We start from the raw sequence: 15,263 nt of genomic DNA, 5'->3' as shown, positions 1-15,263 counted from the left end.
AGAAGTTGCCCCATCAGCTAAGTCTTCTTGAACTGACTCGCTAGAAGAACTTTTGATAATACCCTCTTTGAATTCATAAAATAATAGTAATTCTTGAGATCGTATTATTAACTAACCCACGGTTAGAAGTTGTGGAATTATTTTCAGGGTATTTTAACTACATGAGGGTAACTCAATTCACTGTAATTACTCTATTAGATGTTGACTTTTTAGTAGCTTGTTGGGAAAATACGTAAAAAATTAACCAGATGATTGACCATAGAGATCGCCTAGCTTGTCATAAAGAAGGCAGATTCCAGGGTGTGGGAGGACTTGAACTGTATTATCAAAGCTGGCATCCAGAGGGTAAAGTACGGGTAATATTAGCCATTGTGCATGGACTCGGAGGGCACAGCGATCGCTACAGTAATGTAATTGAGCATTTGATACCCAAGCAATACGCTGTCTACGCCTTAGACTTGCGTGGTCATGGACGCTCACCAGGTCAGCAAGGCTATATCAAGGCTTGGAGTGAGTTTCGTGAAGACTTAGGAGCTTTTTTACAGTTAATTCAGATTCAGAATCCTGGATGCCCAATTTTTCTCTTGGGTCACAGTTTAGGCGCGGTGATTGTCTTAGATTACATTCTGCGTTATCCCCAACAAGCATCATTATTGCAGGGAGCGATCGCTCTTGCGCCAACCTTGGGGAAAGTTGGAGTTTCACCGATTCGGGTACTTTTAGGAAAAATGCTCTCACGGGTGTGGCCGCGTTTCACCCTGAATACAGGCATTGATATCAGTGCTGGTTCACGAGATCCGCAGGTTTTAGCTGCGATCGCTCAGGATACACTGCGACATACTCTTGGTACTGCTCGTCTAGCTACAGAATTTTTTGCAACAGTTGATTGGATTAATGCTCACGCAGGTGATTGGCAATTACCATTATTGATTCTCCACGGTGGTGCAGACCGAGTAGCTTTACCTGCGGGAAGCGACATCTTTTATCAACGGGTAAACTATACAGATAAGCTGAGAATTGAGTATCCAGAAGCCTATCACGAAATTCAGCGTGACCTCAATTATCGAGAGGTAATGGCTGATTTGGAAGATTGGTTAGAGCGACACCTATCATCTGAGGTGGTGCAGTTAGGACGGGGAAACGCTGAGTTAGAGTTTCCTAGTTCTTAGTATTCTGACTACAACCTTCTTTCTATCAACCGTCGAGTTAAATCTTCGATTACATCTATACTCAGTTGATATCCATTAAAAATTGTAAACAAAGGGCTAACAGCCTGATTAACGTACTGTGCTAACGCGGAGCGAGGTGTTTCAAGCGGTAGATTAACAAACGCCAAAACTTCATCTTGATATGCTGAACCTTGTAAATAAATAGAACGCTGTTGATTTGCCCAAGAACTAAGTCTACGTCCCCGCAAGCCAGTCCATTTAAATGCAAAAGCTAATTGCGTTTTTTCTGGCTCACAACCCATTGCCTTTGCAAACTCAATACCAACTGCTATAGCTTCAGCCGTTCTAATTACAGGTAGAGCAAAATCAAGAACTGTCATAGGGGGAGGTGCGTAATTCTTGACTGACATATCATCTTCTAATGCTCGCCTCAGATAAAATTTACCCTTTGGATCGAACCGCATGAAGTCAATGTCCCTGCTCCAACCTGAATTCAGACTAACAATAAGCGCTTCCCAAGCTCCGTTATAAACATAAGGTTGGTCTTTGTCAACGAAACCTCGACTATCTAGCCACACAGGCCAACCAGTATATTTAGGATTATTAAAACTCAAGAGATTAAAGAATTGCTCATTTGCAGAGTGTTGAGGCACTTCTCCGATAATTATTAATGCTACCTGCGAAGTACCATGCTCCGGTAAAGTAATACTACGTTCTTTAACTACGGTGTTAAATCTTTCTTCACTTTCTTGAAGATAACATCGCAGTATATCTTCAATTGATTCCTCTGGTTGTATTCCTTGTGCAATTGTGAAAGCCAATTCACGGAGCAGAGAAGGCGTGACACCACCAAGATGGCGGCGTAAAAAACGACCAATATCTGCTTCACGATTTTCAAAGCATAAATTCATGATGCGTTCCCAGTCATTACAGCGAGGTTCTGAACTGCTAACAGTATTATTTGTATTCAGACTTCGCACATAAACACTATGAGCTTTAATTAGATCCTTACCTTGTTCATCCTTTAAGCCAGCCTTTGCTGCTACAGGTGTTATAAATCCAGAAGGAATCTCTAATGCTGGATACTCTTGACCATCTTTTTTAAGATAGTGAATTGTTACTTCAAAAGGTTGACTGCAAAATTTACTGGCAATAGACTGAATAACATCAGGATGAAAACTTTCTCTTGGATTTTGATGCGCTCCTTGAATATCAGGCAAACCATCATTGTTGAAACCAATCAAAAATATACCTCCATCATTATTTCTGAGGGCAATGCAAGCCTTGGCTATCTTCGCCATACCCTCTTTAGATTGAGGATCGATCCATCTTTTAATCTCTACAGATAAACTTTCAGATGGATTCAAAACTAAATTATTAAAGAAATCTTGATTATAGATACTTCCCATTTTTAGCTTTAATTTACTATTAAGCAAGGTACATTAGCACCAGAGTAACGCACCTTTATCTAGTTAAGTATATTTGTACTATAAAATTTGTAACAAAAGTACGATCTATAAAACGCACCAGGATATTAGTATCTATGAGGTATACCACTGCTAAGGATGATCCTCGTAAATGCTCTCACGAGTCACAGCATAATCTGACAGCATTGCTAAATTTGACCCAACACATAGCGCAAATTCGTCAGCTAACTTATCTGCAACGACTTCAAACTTTTCATCGTTCAGTTGACTCTGTGTCTGAAGCTTTGCCATCAAATGAGCGCGTTTTCCTTGTTGACTCTTGCGCTGTTGGTCTTGAAAGATTAGCTCTTGAAGATATTCATTAGCTGAACTATAACCGCTTTTAGCTACTTGTTCTTCGACGAAGACTTTCATCGACTCAGGTAAGAAAATCTGAATGTTAATCATACCTTGATATATCTGGTGGGCGATTTTATCTACTACATTACCAGAGCGATCGCATATTAAAATGCAGAGTCAGTTATTTACATTATCTGAAAAATATGTTGCTGAGGATACAGAGTTTTTGCCAACCAAGATAGGTTCTCCCTTTACTCCTCCACGGGTAAGAGTACAAATTTTATAAAGGTTTTCGCACTCAAAAATTGCCATAACTAGCTCTTTCCCGGTTTGATAAGAGGATGGTAAGGGTTTACCTACCTCGCATTCCATATCAATTTCGCGATCGCGCCACTGTAACTTCCAAATACGCTTTTCGGTTATTGGTGCTTTGACAGACTGAGCGATCGCACTATACACTTGCTCTGCTTTGATATCATCCCTAGCTGCTGGCACAAAAAACTTCATAGGCTTTGGTTACAAGTAACGTGAGTTTTACTAGCACAAGCGTAACGCAGTTACCAAGGCAATCTGCTCCCATCCCACGAGAAAAAGTGTCCACTATCACCTTCTTGAAGCTGTTCGATGACAGCCAATAATTGGGTAACAGTACGTTCCACTGAAAATAATTTTTCCGTAGGTACATTTCTTTGGAAAGGACGAGAAAGGCGGGTATCAGTTGTACCAGGATGTAATGTTACTATTAATGCTTTCGGACAACTTCTTTTATACTCAATTGCCGCAGTTCGCATCAACATATTGAGTGCTGCTTTAGAAGCCCGATAGCCATACCATCCACCAAGTTGGTTATCGCCAATACTGCCCAATTTAGCAGAAATAGTGGCTAACACGCTGCGTTCTCCATGACGAAGCAGAGGCAATAAATGTTTAGTCAGTAAGACAGCACCAATACTATTTATCTGAAAATAGCGTAGCAAATTTTCTGAATTGATCTGTTTTAAGCTTTTTTCAGGTTGCAAAGTATCTTCATGTAATAGTCCTACACAATTGACTACCAAATGCAGTTTGTCAACTTGAGTATGTATTTTTTGAACAGCTTCAATAATCTGTAACTCGTCAGTAATATCCATCTCCAAACAAATTAATCGCTGAGGATATTTGTCTACAAGAGCTATTAACTCTGAGGCCGATTTCGGTTGACGAGAAGTTGCATAAATTTTAGCTATTCTGCGATCTTGTAGCCAATTTTTCACAAAGCCCAAACCAATACCTTGGCTGGCTCCCACAATCAAAGCATTGACAGGATTAATTTCATCGATAAAAGACATTAGAGCAAAGCGCCACCACAACTAGAACCACACCCAGCAGTACAACCATAGCAATAAGCAGCAGTTTGTACCTCATTAATCAAGTCTAAATTGCCAGCTTCTAACAATTTGCCAACTGTCAAAGTTTCACCATTACGAGTTTTTGCAGGCAAATTCATCATTTGGTTAAAGTCACAATCATATACATTGCCCAGATAGTCAATTGAAAGTTCATCGCGACACATTAAATGTTCAACTGTGCTGGGATTAAAATGCGACTCTAAAAACTGTAAATAGCTAGCGTATAGTTTTTTCCGTTCTAAATGCATTTTGGTTCTACCAACTGGTAAGTTGGTAAAGGTGAAGAGGTTGTTAAACACAATATTAAAATGTTCTTGTAAGAACATTTTGTAATCTCGTTCTAGGTTACTCTGTTCGGGAGCTAAAGAAAACTTTTCATCGGTGGGCAACTGGGGATTAAAAACCAAGTCCAAAATTAAATTTTGGTCTTTACCATAGCCGAGTTGGTTAAGCCACTGCAAAGCTTTGACTGAACTATCAAAAACACCAGTACCGCGCATTTTATCAACATTATCTGCTAGGTAACAGGGTAGAGAAGCCACAATTCTTACTTGGTGTTTAGCAAAGTATTCTGGTAAATCACCAAATCCATCTTCAAAATAAATGGCCAAATTAGACCGGACAATGACTTGTTTACCAGTTGCTTTTGCTGTTTCTACCAGTGGCTTAAATCCATAATTCATTTCAGGTGCGCCACCAGTCAAATCCACAATTTTAATTTCGGGAAATTTATGGATTAGTGAAATCAATTGTTGGCAAATTTCAGGAGAAAGTTCTTCTGTACGTTTTGGCCCGGCTTCGACATGGCAGTGTGTACAAGCAAGATTACAACGCTTACCTAGATTAACTTGTAAAACAGTGATTCCTTTTTTTGTCAAAGGTGAACTGAGTTTGTTTTTAAAGGCTGTGACTGCTGTATCTCGTATAATTTTTGGTTGAATTTGCATTAGTTACTACTCCTAATAAATTGCACAATATTCAATTTTTCTAACCTTGTAATAATCTGTATGTTATTGCACTAATAATTGCAGCAGTTGGTAAAGTTAAAATCCACGATAGTAGAATCTGATAAAAAATGCGAGTATTAGATTTAGATTTTTTACTAATTAATCCTACACCAAAAATAGAAGCAACTGAAACGTAAGTAGTAGAAACTGGAAGCCCAAACCGAGTAGCTGCAATCACCATAACTCCAGTTACTATATTTGCTAATAAGCCTTGAGTATGATTCATTGAGGTAATCTTTTCACTCATGGTTATTGCAACTTTTTGAGAGTTGAGTAAACCGCCAAGTGCCATTGCGATCGCTATCACGATCGCTCCTCCCTGAATAGAGAAATATTCAATAATTAGGATGAGTGAAACAATCTTAGGAGTATCATTTAATCCTCTAGCAAAACTGACAATTCCAGCGCTAAAAAAATGACAACCATCAATCATTTTTTGGTTAACTGGTAGATGCCATTTTGAATTAATATAGCCAGATAAGCTGTAAATTCCTGCTCCCAAGGGAATAGCAATGATTGGACTGAGTAATAAAGGCAAAACAAAGGAAGTTCCTAAAGCTGCAAAATTAACTTGTAGTCCGATCGCAACTAATCCAGCGCCAACCAACGCACCTGTTAAACTGTGAGTTGTGGAAATGGGAAACCCCATGAGGCTAGCAATAATTACAGTCAATCCAGTAGCGATCGCGACTGCAAGATGAAACTCTGGAGAATTAGCAATCGCATCAGGTAATAGTCCTTTTCCAGAGAAGTTTTTAATTAATGCTCCTGCTAAAAAAGTCGCAGTTATTGCACCAGCAAAAGTTGTAAAAGTTGCCCACAAAATTGCTGTTTGATAACTGCTAGTCCGGCTACCAAACAGCGTTGCTACACCTTTAAAATTATCATTTGCTCCATTTGAATATGCTAAAAAAAGCGTAGCTAAAAACAGACTAATTAACAACATTTTGGAGTTTATAAACAAGAAATCAGAATTCAGAATGTAATTAGTGAAATATTCAAATTGTGCATTTATTACCCAGCGATGCACTGAGCTTGTCGTTCGCGGAGCGTCTCGTAGAGAAGTGTCGCACAGAATTATTCTGTTAGCGGTAGCGTGGCGTTTAGCCCATTCTGACTCCTGAATTCTTTGTTAAGAAATTAACAGCAACCACCACCGCTATAGTGCCAGGTTGAATCGGTAACAATTATTTCTGCTGGCTTGGTAGCAGCAAGTTTAGCAGCAGTTTTATCACACACCGCAGCCGGAATACCTAGCTGAAGTATATGACCTACCAAATCGTCAAAGAAGGGTTCAGAACCAGCATAAATTGCCGTTTTCCCAGTGAAAATGCAAGCACCATCTTCTGGAATTACAACTTTAAATGAGACTGAATCCAGACTTTCTAAAAGTAGGTTTTCTTCTAAATTATAAGTCTGGGAATCTAGTAGGCGATAAGGACGACGGGCACGAATTTCAACTTGACCAAAACCAGCATTTATAATCCTTTCAGTATACTCTTGATATGTGAGCGCACCTGATAAACACATGGCTCTTAGTCGCTCATCTTCTTGAAGATGTGCTGGAATGGGACGAGTCGCAATTGGATCGCTCATCTGCAAGCGTCCACCTGGTTTTAACACCCGATATGCTTCTTTTAAAGCACGAGTTAAATCTTCTGGTTCAAAGATGTTGAAAAGGCAATTTTGTGCCACGATATCAACGCTAGCATCAGCAACAGGTAAGTTAAAAGCATCACCTTCGCGGATCTCGACAAAGCTGGTGTTAAACCAGGGGTTTTCTTGAGCAGCAATTTCCAAATTACGTGCAGCTGCTTCCCGCATGGCCCCAACCGGTTCAATGGCAATTACAGCACTTGCATAACGGGAAAAATAAGCGAATTGCAACGCTTCTAAGCCGCCACCAACGCCGACGTACAGCACTGTAGGTTGGTTTCCTAGTTCGGTGGGGTGAACAGTGGTGCCACAACCATAATTCATTTCCTGCATTGGCAAAGGAATTTTTAATCCTGGTAGTTGCAGGGGCGTACTTTGTACACAACAAAGTCCAACTTGTGGGGTTTGGGCAACTTCGCGGTAGAACTGCGCTGCTGTTTCTAGATAGGTCATGCCACTTTGAGTTTTGGATTTTGGATGATGATAGCTTTGTGCATCCTAATATAATTAACTCTAAGTTGGATGAGTTTTTGTGGAGATTGCCAAAAACGCCAAAATTTGCTATGTTGTAAGGCTTTGCTTTTGGGCAATAGGCACAGAAGGAATAAGGAAGAATTATTGGAAAGTCTTTTGCTTGTCTCTCCCCAATTCTCAATTCAATCATGCAATGTGTAGCCAACACCGATCACAGTTTGAATGAGACATTTTTCATTATTGGCTTCAAGTTTCAAGCGCAGGTAGTTAATGTAAGGTTCAATGATGTTGGTATCGCCCATGAAGTCATAACCCCAGACTTCCTCTAAAATGCGATCGCAGCTAATTATCTGTCGCGGATGGGCCAGTAAATATTCTAATAAATCAAATTCTTTAGCAGTTAACTCAATTAACCGCCGATCTCGATACACTTCCCGCGTGCGACGATTTAAACTCAGGTCTTCAAATTCTAAAACATCTGCGTACTCTACTTGATTGCTTCTTCGTAGGCGAGCGCTGACTCTGGCTAATAATTCATCAACGCTGAAGGGTTTAACGAGGTAATCATCAGCGCCAGCGTCTAAACCTGCAATGCGATCGCTCAGTTCATCTTTGACGGTTAATAAGATTATCGGCACTTTCTCAGCTATACTTCGCAAGCGGCTGCAAATTTCCAACCCCGACAAACCAGGCAACATCCACTCTAAAATTACTAAATCCAAATGCAACTCCCTGGCTGCGGTGAGTGCAGTTAATCCATCGTAGGCAATACTGACTTGATAACCTTCATAATTCAATTCCAATTCGATAAATCGTGCCAGTTTGACCTCATCTTCAATCAGTAAGATGTGCGTCATGATGATCTTAATAATTTCAGCAGGATACGGAAAGCAACAATAGTGCTAGCTACTTAATAGCCAAACATCTAATTAGGTGTACGTTAGCTTAGTATAAACCTGAGTAAGTAACAACCGTAAATCTGCAATTACCGATCGCTGCTCGATCGAAGAACAATCCAACTGGCTATCAGCAATAAGCTGTGATATCTTCACCACATTTATCGGCGAGATAACAGAGCGCTCTAAAACGCAAACCAACCACTTCCTCGTATAGAGGATTTAATTTACACATAGGTGGAATATGTAATAGCTTCCGACCAAACAGCGTGATGTCTCGTTCAAAGGGACATTGAGCAGGAATAGCTTTGCATAGGAAATGAGCCAATTTGGAGTTATGAATTTCTATAGTTTCCAACCACTCGCGGACTGGGTGCAGTAGATCGTTGTGTGAGTGAACTTGAATAAAGCTTGTCATAATTTTTTACCTTGATAATTTCAAACTAGATTGAGTTTTTTGTATTTGAACCTCTATATATAAATACAGTTCGCTTTTGTAGTTTTATGCATTTATGACTTTTTCTTTGGTTCTCTACAGAGCTAGAAGGAGTACTATTAACTACACATTCAAATACTACAGTTCCCGATAATTTGTCCTTACTTTTCACTTCATATTGACAAACCCATCCAAAACCTAACCCCCTAACCTCTCCTTAGTAGAGAAGCTCGATTTTCAGGGCAAAAATGTAGACAGGACAACGCTTTTGGGCAAATTGCCACTATTTGACAAACATTTCAGCTCAATCCCTTAACGATGCAAAATTTTTCCGGTTACTGACAGTAGTTTATGTTTCTATTTAGCCTACGTATTATTTTAAATCAATTTAATATCAAGCTAATATAAATAAAGGTTTTTAAGTGCAATCACTGATGTGGCATAACATATTGACATAATTTATGCAAGCGAAAATCTTGTGAATATGTCTGCGAAAATATACTTAATAATTTAACAAAATTTATTATTTGCCTTCTCATGTCTCAGAAAATATACGGTCACAATCATTAACTGATTATAGATATCCTTTATTAGAGCTAATTAGCTCCTAACAGCGCTAACGCTGCGATCGCAAAGCGTCACATTGGCGCAGCCTCTCGTAGAAAAGCTGGCTCACCGTTTTTACCACTTTAGTCAGCAGCTACTTTTTCAACTAGGAAGGTAAAAAATGGAATGGGCTATTTACAAAAAGAATACAGGCAGTTTTGTAATAGCAGTCGCAATTATGACTGGTGTTGGCATCATCTCATATCTTAGTTTGCTTCAGTATAGAGAAAACGCTCAATGGGTAACACATACACGCGAGGTGCTTGAAAAGACAAAAGAAGTAATGTCACAGATTAAAGATGCAGAGACTGGACAACGAGGCTATCTTCTCACAGGCAAAGAACGGTATTTGGAACCCTATCGCAGTGCAACTGGCGAGATTGCTCAGAAACTTAAGACTCTACGCCAATTGACTGCGGATAACCCCAATCAACAGCGGCGGCTCGATCGCCTTGAACCTCTGATAACTAAAAAACTGGTTTTGATTGAACAGACGATTAACGCTAGGAGCAAAAACTTAGAGTCCGCGTTGCAAATAGTTCAGACAGATCGGGGTCAGCAGATTATGGAGGACATCCGAATGCTGACTACAGCTATGGAGAACGAAGAAAATGAGTTGTTGAAACAGCGGTCAATGGAGGCAAATGCCAGCGCTCATCAAACAACTTTGCTGACTATTTTTGGCAGCATTATCGCTTCTGCGATCGTCGGTTTAGCAGCTACGATTACCAATCAGGAACTCGTCAAACGCAAACGGATGGAAAATTCTCTCCAAAAGGCTCGCGATGAATTAGAAATAGAGGTTAACAAACGGACTGCCGAACTAAGAAACACTAACGAAGAATTACAAACTGAAATTAATGAGCGTAAAAAGGCGGAGTCAGAGATTCTGCGTCTGAACGTCCAGCTTGAGCAGCGAGTTGCAGAACGCACAGCACAACTCGAAGCCACTAACAAAGAGATGGAAGCATTTAGTTATTCTGTGTCTCACGACCTGCGCGCCCCCTTACGGAGCATCGATGGCTTTAGTCAAGCACTCCTAGAAGATTATGCTGATAAGCTGGACGCACTAGGTCAAAACTACCTCCAGCGAGTGCGTGCAGCCACCCAGCGAATGGCACAACTCATCGATGATTTACTAAATCTGTCACGATTAACGCGTAGTGAGATGCGTTACGAAAAGGTCGATCTGAGCGCACTGGTAGAGGCGATCGCTACAGACTTGCACAAAACCCAACCTGAACGCCAAGTAGAGTTTATCATTACGCCGGGATTGGTTGCTAATGGTGATACTCATCTGTTACGGATCGTGCTAGAAAACCTGCTAGGTAATGCCTGGAAGTTTACAGGAAAACATCAAAAAGCACGGATAGAATTTGGGCTTTTGCTGCAAGATGATACCTATGTATATTTTGTCCGTGATGATGGCACAGGCTTCGATATGGCCTATGTTGAGAAACTCTTCGGTGCTTTTCAGCGCCTACACGCCATGACTGAGTTTGAAGGTACTGGTATCGGACTAGCTACTGTGCAGAGGATCATTCACCGTCATGGTGGCCGTGTTTGGGCTGAAAGTGCAGTGGAACAAGGCGCAACATTTTACTTCACCCTTTAACTAGAGGAATACAGCATGATTTTACTGGTAGAAGACAATCCTGATGATGAAGCGCTAACCCTACGCGCACTTAAGAAAAACAATATTTTGAACGAGGTAGTGGTGGCACGCGATGGGGTGGAAGCCCTAGATTATCTCTTTGGTAAAGGTGTCTACGCCGATCGCGACATGAACGTTATGCCAAATCTCATCCTTCTAGATTTGAAGTTGCCTAAAATGGATGGTCTGGAAGTTTTGCGACAGCTGCGAACCGACGACAGGACAAAAATTCTTCCCGTGGTCATTCTCACCTCCTCCAAAGAGGAGCAAGACTTAATCAATGGTTACAGCTTGGGAGCCAACAGCTATGTTCGCAAACCAGTAGACTTTTCCCAATTCAGTGAAGCAGTGCGACAACTAGGGTTGTACTGGTTTGTCTTAAACGAATCACCACCAAGGATATAGCTTCTACCAATCCTCCAAAATCAGATTATAGACGTAAGGCTGACTTTCTTAATTACGAATTACGAACTTGTACTGAACGTCTTGCCCTGACTTGTGCCGAGCGAAGCCGTTGGCGCAGCCTCTCGTAGAGAAGGGAGCCGAAGTATTACGAATTACGAATTATATGGGTATACCTCTGCGCATATTACTTGTTGAGGATTCAGAAGACGACGCTTTGTTGATGCTGCGCGAACTGCAACGTGGTGGCTACGAAGTAACCTTTGAACGGATTGATACACCCACAGCCATGAAAGCTGCGATCGCAGGGCAAACATGGGATATCGTGATCTGCGATTACTCCATGCCCACCTTTAGCGCCCCTGCTGCATTGAAGCAGGTCAAGGAAAGTGGATTTGACCTGCCATTCATTATCGTCTCAGGAACTATTGGTGAAGATACCGCAGTAGCCGCCATGAAAGCTGGTGCCCATGACTACATCATCAAAGGCAATCTAGCACGACTTACCCCTGCTGTTGCCCGCGAGTTGCGCGAGGCACTGGTGAGGCGGGAGCGTAAACAAGCAGAGGAGCAGATTAAAGCATCGCTTCAAGAAAAAGAAGTGCTATTGAAAGAAATTCATCACCGGGTAAAAAATAATTTGCAGATTATTTCTAGTCTGCTCAACCTGCAAGCAGAGTATCTCAAGGACAATCAAGCCCTTGAGGTATTCAAAGATAGTCAGAACCGGATTGAATCAATGGCTCTAATCCACGAGAAACTATATCAATCTCAAGACTTGGCAAAGATTAATTTTGCCGACTATATCCAAGATTTAGTAACTAATTTATTTTATTCATACAACGTTAATTCCAGCGATATTACCTTGAAAATGAATGTTGAGGAGGTTTTTCTAGCCATTGATGCAGCTATTCCTTGCGGTTTGATTATCAACGAACTTATTTCAAATTCTCTAAAATATGCCTTTCCCCAAAGAGAACCGGGAGAAATTTGTATTGAATTTTGCTCCATAAAACCCAATTTATTTACACTTACTATCAGTGATAATGGTGTCGGTTTTGCCCAAGATTTTGACTTTCAAGCTACAGAATCATTAGGTTTACGATTAGTCAAAGGTCTAATACATCAGCTACAAGGCAATATCGACTTTACCAGTAACAAGGGAGTAGAGTATAAAATTATATTCCCGACTAAAAATTTCTAACTTTATAAGTTAAACAAAATCATGAACCCAGTAAATATATTAGTTGTTGAAGATGAAATCATCGTGGCAATGGATATACAAAGTCGGCTCAGGAAATTTGGATACAGTGTTATGGGGCTTGCCGATTCGGGAGAGGAGGCAATTAGGAAAGCAGCAGATGATTCTCTTGATTTAGTTCTAATGGATATTCACCTCAAAGGAAAAATGGACGGTGTGGAGGCTGCTCAAATAATTCATAATCTTTTTGATATTCCAGTCATATATCTGACTGCTAATGCAGATGAATCAACATTGAATCGAGCCAAGGTGACAGAACCGTTTGGCTACATTCTCAAGCCTTTCAAAGAAAAAGAATTAAAGTTCACGATTGAAATTACCCTTTCTAAACATCAAACTGAAAAAAAAATCAAACAGAATGAACAATGGCTAACTACCGTACTTAAAAGTATTGGAGATGCTGTGATTACTAGCGACGAATCTGGAACTGTCACTTTTATGAATCCAATTGCGGAGGTACTGACGGGTTGGAATTATGCAGATGCATTTGGTAAAGAAGCAACAGAAGTATTCAATATTGCTCACCAAAAAACTCGTATAGTAATTGAAAGTCCTGTAAAGCAAGTCCTTCAATCGGGCGTTACTGTAGGTCTACCAGAACAGACGATACTTATTGCTAAAAACGGTACAGAAATACCAATTGATGATAGTGTTGCACCGATTAAAGATGACAACGGCAACATCACTGGTGCAGTTTTGGTCTTTCAGGATATCACCGAACGCAACCAAATTCTGGAGGCACTGGCGCGTCGCCAGCAAGAATTCAAAGCACTTGTTGAAAATGCACCTGATATTATTTCCAGATTTAACTCCCAATTGCGCTACGTTTACGTTAATCCAGCTATTGAAAAAGTTACAGGAATATCAGCCGAGACATTTATCGGCAAAACAAATGTAGAGTTAAGTCTACCAGAAGAATTTTGTCGTATATGCGATCGCAAGCTTGGGCAAGTTTTCCAAACCAAGGAAGAAACGGAGTTTGAATGCAGTTTAGCGATCGGGCAGCAAACAAAACATTACCATGCCCGTCTTGTCCCTGAACTAGCTAACGATGGTTCAGTATATTTTGTTTTAAGTATCGCTCGCAATATTACTGCCCTAAAACTTGCGGAGGCCCAATTAATTCATGATGCCTTTCATGATATCCTAACTGGCCTGCCAAACCGTGCCTTATTTATGGAACGGCTAGAGCGGGCGCTCATGCAGGTAAAACGACGCGCGAACTATACATTCGCTGTTCTCTTTCTAGACCTAGATCGCTTCAAAGTTGTCAACGACAGTCTCGGCCATACAATTGGCGATCAACTACTAACTGCTCTTGCTCGCAGATTGGAAAATTGCCTGCGTACTGGAGACACAGTTGCCCGTCTAGGGGGAGATGAGTTTACAATTTTGCTCGACGATCTCCAAAATCCCAATGACGTAATCAGCGTAGTGGAGCGGATACACGAAACTCTGACATTTGCGTTCCAACTCAGTGGGTACGAGGTATTTACCACCGTCAGTATTGGCATTGCCCTGAGCAAGGGTAGTTATAACCGACCAGAGGAACTCTTGCGCGATGCTGACATTGCAATGTATCGCGCTAAAGCATTGGGTAAAGCACGCCATGAAATATTTGACTCAACCATGTACACCCAAGTAACGCAGCTATTAGAGTTAGAAATGGATCTCCGACGGGCAGTTGAACGCCAGGAGTTTCAGGTTTACTACCAGCCAATTATTTTATTAGAAACTTACAAAATTATTGGCTTCGAGGCTCTCGTTCGCTGGCAGCACCCGCAACATGGATTAGTATCTCCAGACAACTTTATTCCCCTGGCAGAAGAAACTGGGCTGATTATCCCTATTGGTTATTGGGTACTAGGCGAGGCTTGTCGGCAGATGCGTGTTTGGCAACTACAATTTCCTACTGACCCACCCTTAACAATCAGCGTAAATCTTTCTACTAAGCAGTTTTCACAACCTAGCCTGATTGATAAAATTAACCAAATTATGCAAGAGACTGGTTTGGAAGTTGGCAGTTTAAAGCTGGAGATTACCGAAAGCGTACTTATGGAAAATATTCAATTAGCAACTTTTATGCTCTTGCAGCTGCAACAGATGAATATCCAATTACACTTAGATGATTTTGGCATCGGCTATTCATCCTTGAGTTATCTGCATCGCTTTCCTAGTAATGCCTTGAAGATCGATCGTTCCTTTATTGCTAAGATTGGTGCTAATGGAGAAAACTTAGAGATTGTTCAAGCGATCGTCGCTCTAGCACAGAGTCTAAATATAGATGTCATAGCAGAGGGCGTAGAAACACTAGAGCAACTGGCGCAACTTAGAGTTATGAAATGCAAATATGCACAGGGATATTTTTTCTCTCAACCCCTCGATAGCAAGTCAGTAGAAACATTGATTTTATCTGGGATTGAACCTAGATATTAGCCAGTCTTTAGCTTCGTGTAACTAAGGTGAATTCTAGTAATAAATTTACCATAGCCGTTGGTTTCGACTCCGCTCAACCAACTGAGCAGTCGAGAGTTGAGCGTATCGCTAA

General features: G+C 40.8%; 14 protein-coding genes. 5 read left to right on the top strand and 9 right to left on the bottom strand.

Going from position 1 to position 15,263, the window contains the following annotated elements; translation table 11 throughout:
- Window positions 1–248 precede the first annotated feature (248 nt).
- Window positions 249–1,169: an alpha/beta hydrolase gene (locus tag V7K53_RS31935; RefSeq protein ID WP_335201495.1), complete on the top strand. Its 921-nt coding sequence runs from the start codon at window positions 249–251 to the stop codon at window positions 1,167–1,169.
- 8 nt (window positions 1,170–1,177) lie between these two features.
- Here V7K53_RS31935 and V7K53_RS31930 read toward each other — a convergent pair whose 3' ends face one another.
- From V7K53_RS31930 to V7K53_RS31890, 9 genes are all read right to left on the bottom strand, one after another.
- Complete coding sequence (locus V7K53_RS31930) at window positions 1,178–2,578, bottom strand: AlbA family DNA-binding domain-containing protein (protein WP_335201494.1); 1,401 nt, start codon at window positions 2,576–2,578, stop codon at window positions 1,178–1,180.
- Between the two features lie 150 nt (window positions 2,579–2,728).
- Window positions 2,729–3,043, bottom strand: coding sequence for a ribbon-helix-helix domain-containing protein (locus V7K53_RS31925; RefSeq protein WP_335201493.1), 315 nt, complete (start codon window positions 3,041–3,043; stop codon window positions 2,729–2,731).
- A gap of 69 nt (window positions 3,044–3,112) precedes the next feature.
- Entirely contained in the window at window positions 3,113–3,442 is a 330-nt protein-coding gene (locus V7K53_RS31920) for a hypothetical protein (protein WP_334999986.1), read from the bottom strand.
- 50 nt (window positions 3,443–3,492) lie between these two features.
- Window positions 3,493–4,263 (bottom strand): SDR family NAD(P)-dependent oxidoreductase, encoded by a 771-nt coding sequence (locus tag V7K53_RS31915; protein WP_335201492.1) that lies wholly within the window; start codon window positions 4,261–4,263, stop codon window positions 3,493–3,495.
- Window positions 4,263–5,249 (bottom strand): arsenosugar biosynthesis radical SAM (seleno)protein ArsS, encoded by a 987-nt coding sequence (arsS, locus tag V7K53_RS31910; protein WP_335201538.1) that lies wholly within the window; start codon window positions 5,247–5,249, stop codon window positions 4,263–4,265. Before arsS ends, V7K53_RS31915 begins: the two co-directional genes overlap by 1 nt.
- A 61-nt stretch (window positions 5,250–5,310) precedes the next feature.
- Complete coding sequence (locus tag V7K53_RS31905) at window positions 5,311–6,276, bottom strand: inorganic phosphate transporter (protein WP_335201490.1); 966 nt, start codon at window positions 6,274–6,276, stop codon at window positions 5,311–5,313.
- Window positions 6,277–6,470: 194 nt separating this feature from the next.
- The gene (gene arsM / locus V7K53_RS31900) at window positions 6,471–7,439 is read right to left on the bottom strand and encodes an arsenosugar biosynthesis arsenite methyltransferase ArsM (RefSeq protein ID WP_335201488.1); all 969 of its coding nucleotides are present in this window, start codon (window positions 7,437–7,439) and stop codon (window positions 6,471–6,473) included.
- Between the two features lie 203 nt (window positions 7,440–7,642).
- Complete coding sequence (locus V7K53_RS31895) at window positions 7,643–8,317, bottom strand: response regulator transcription factor (protein ID WP_335201487.1); 675 nt, start codon at window positions 8,315–8,317, stop codon at window positions 7,643–7,645.
- Window positions 8,318–8,486: 169 nt separating this feature from the next.
- Complete coding sequence (locus V7K53_RS31890) at window positions 8,487–8,774, bottom strand: Mo-dependent nitrogenase C-terminal domain-containing protein (protein ID WP_322735747.1); 288 nt, start codon at window positions 8,772–8,774, stop codon at window positions 8,487–8,489.
- Between the two features lie 745 nt (window positions 8,775–9,519).
- On the opposite strand from V7K53_RS31890, the gene V7K53_RS31885 reads away from it, so the two are divergent.
- The 4 genes from V7K53_RS31885 to V7K53_RS31870 all read left to right on the top strand — a co-directional run bounded on the left by V7K53_RS31885 (window position 9,520) and on the right by V7K53_RS31870 (window position 15,151).
- On the top strand, window positions 9,520–11,013 hold the full coding sequence (locus V7K53_RS31885; protein ID WP_335201486.1) for a sensor histidine kinase: 1,494 nt from the start codon (window positions 9,520–9,522) through the stop codon (window positions 11,011–11,013).
- Window positions 11,014–11,028: 15 nt separating this feature from the next.
- Entirely contained in the window at window positions 11,029–11,457 is a 429-nt protein-coding gene (locus V7K53_RS31880) for a response regulator (RefSeq protein WP_335201485.1), read from the top strand.
- A 163-nt stretch (window positions 11,458–11,620) separates the two neighbouring features.
- Entirely contained in the window at window positions 11,621–12,658 is a 1,038-nt protein-coding gene (locus V7K53_RS31875; RefSeq protein ID WP_335201484.1) for a sensor histidine kinase, read from the top strand.
- 21 nt (window positions 12,659–12,679) lie between these two features.
- Window positions 12,680–15,151 carry a GGDEF domain-containing response regulator gene (locus V7K53_RS31870; RefSeq protein ID WP_335201483.1) on the top strand — a complete coding sequence of 824 codons (2,472 nt, stop codon included), beginning with the start codon at window positions 12,680–12,682 and terminating at the stop codon, window positions 15,149–15,151.
- Window positions 15,152–15,263 lie beyond the last annotated feature (112 nt).

This window comes from Nostoc sp. (genome assembly GCF_036917355.1).
In the GTDB taxonomy this organism is placed as follows: domain Bacteria; phylum Cyanobacteriota; class Cyanobacteriia; order Cyanobacteriales; family Nostocaceae; genus Nostoc.
Note: the sequence above shows the minus strand (reverse complement) of the source record. Positions and strands in the feature narration are given on the sequence as shown.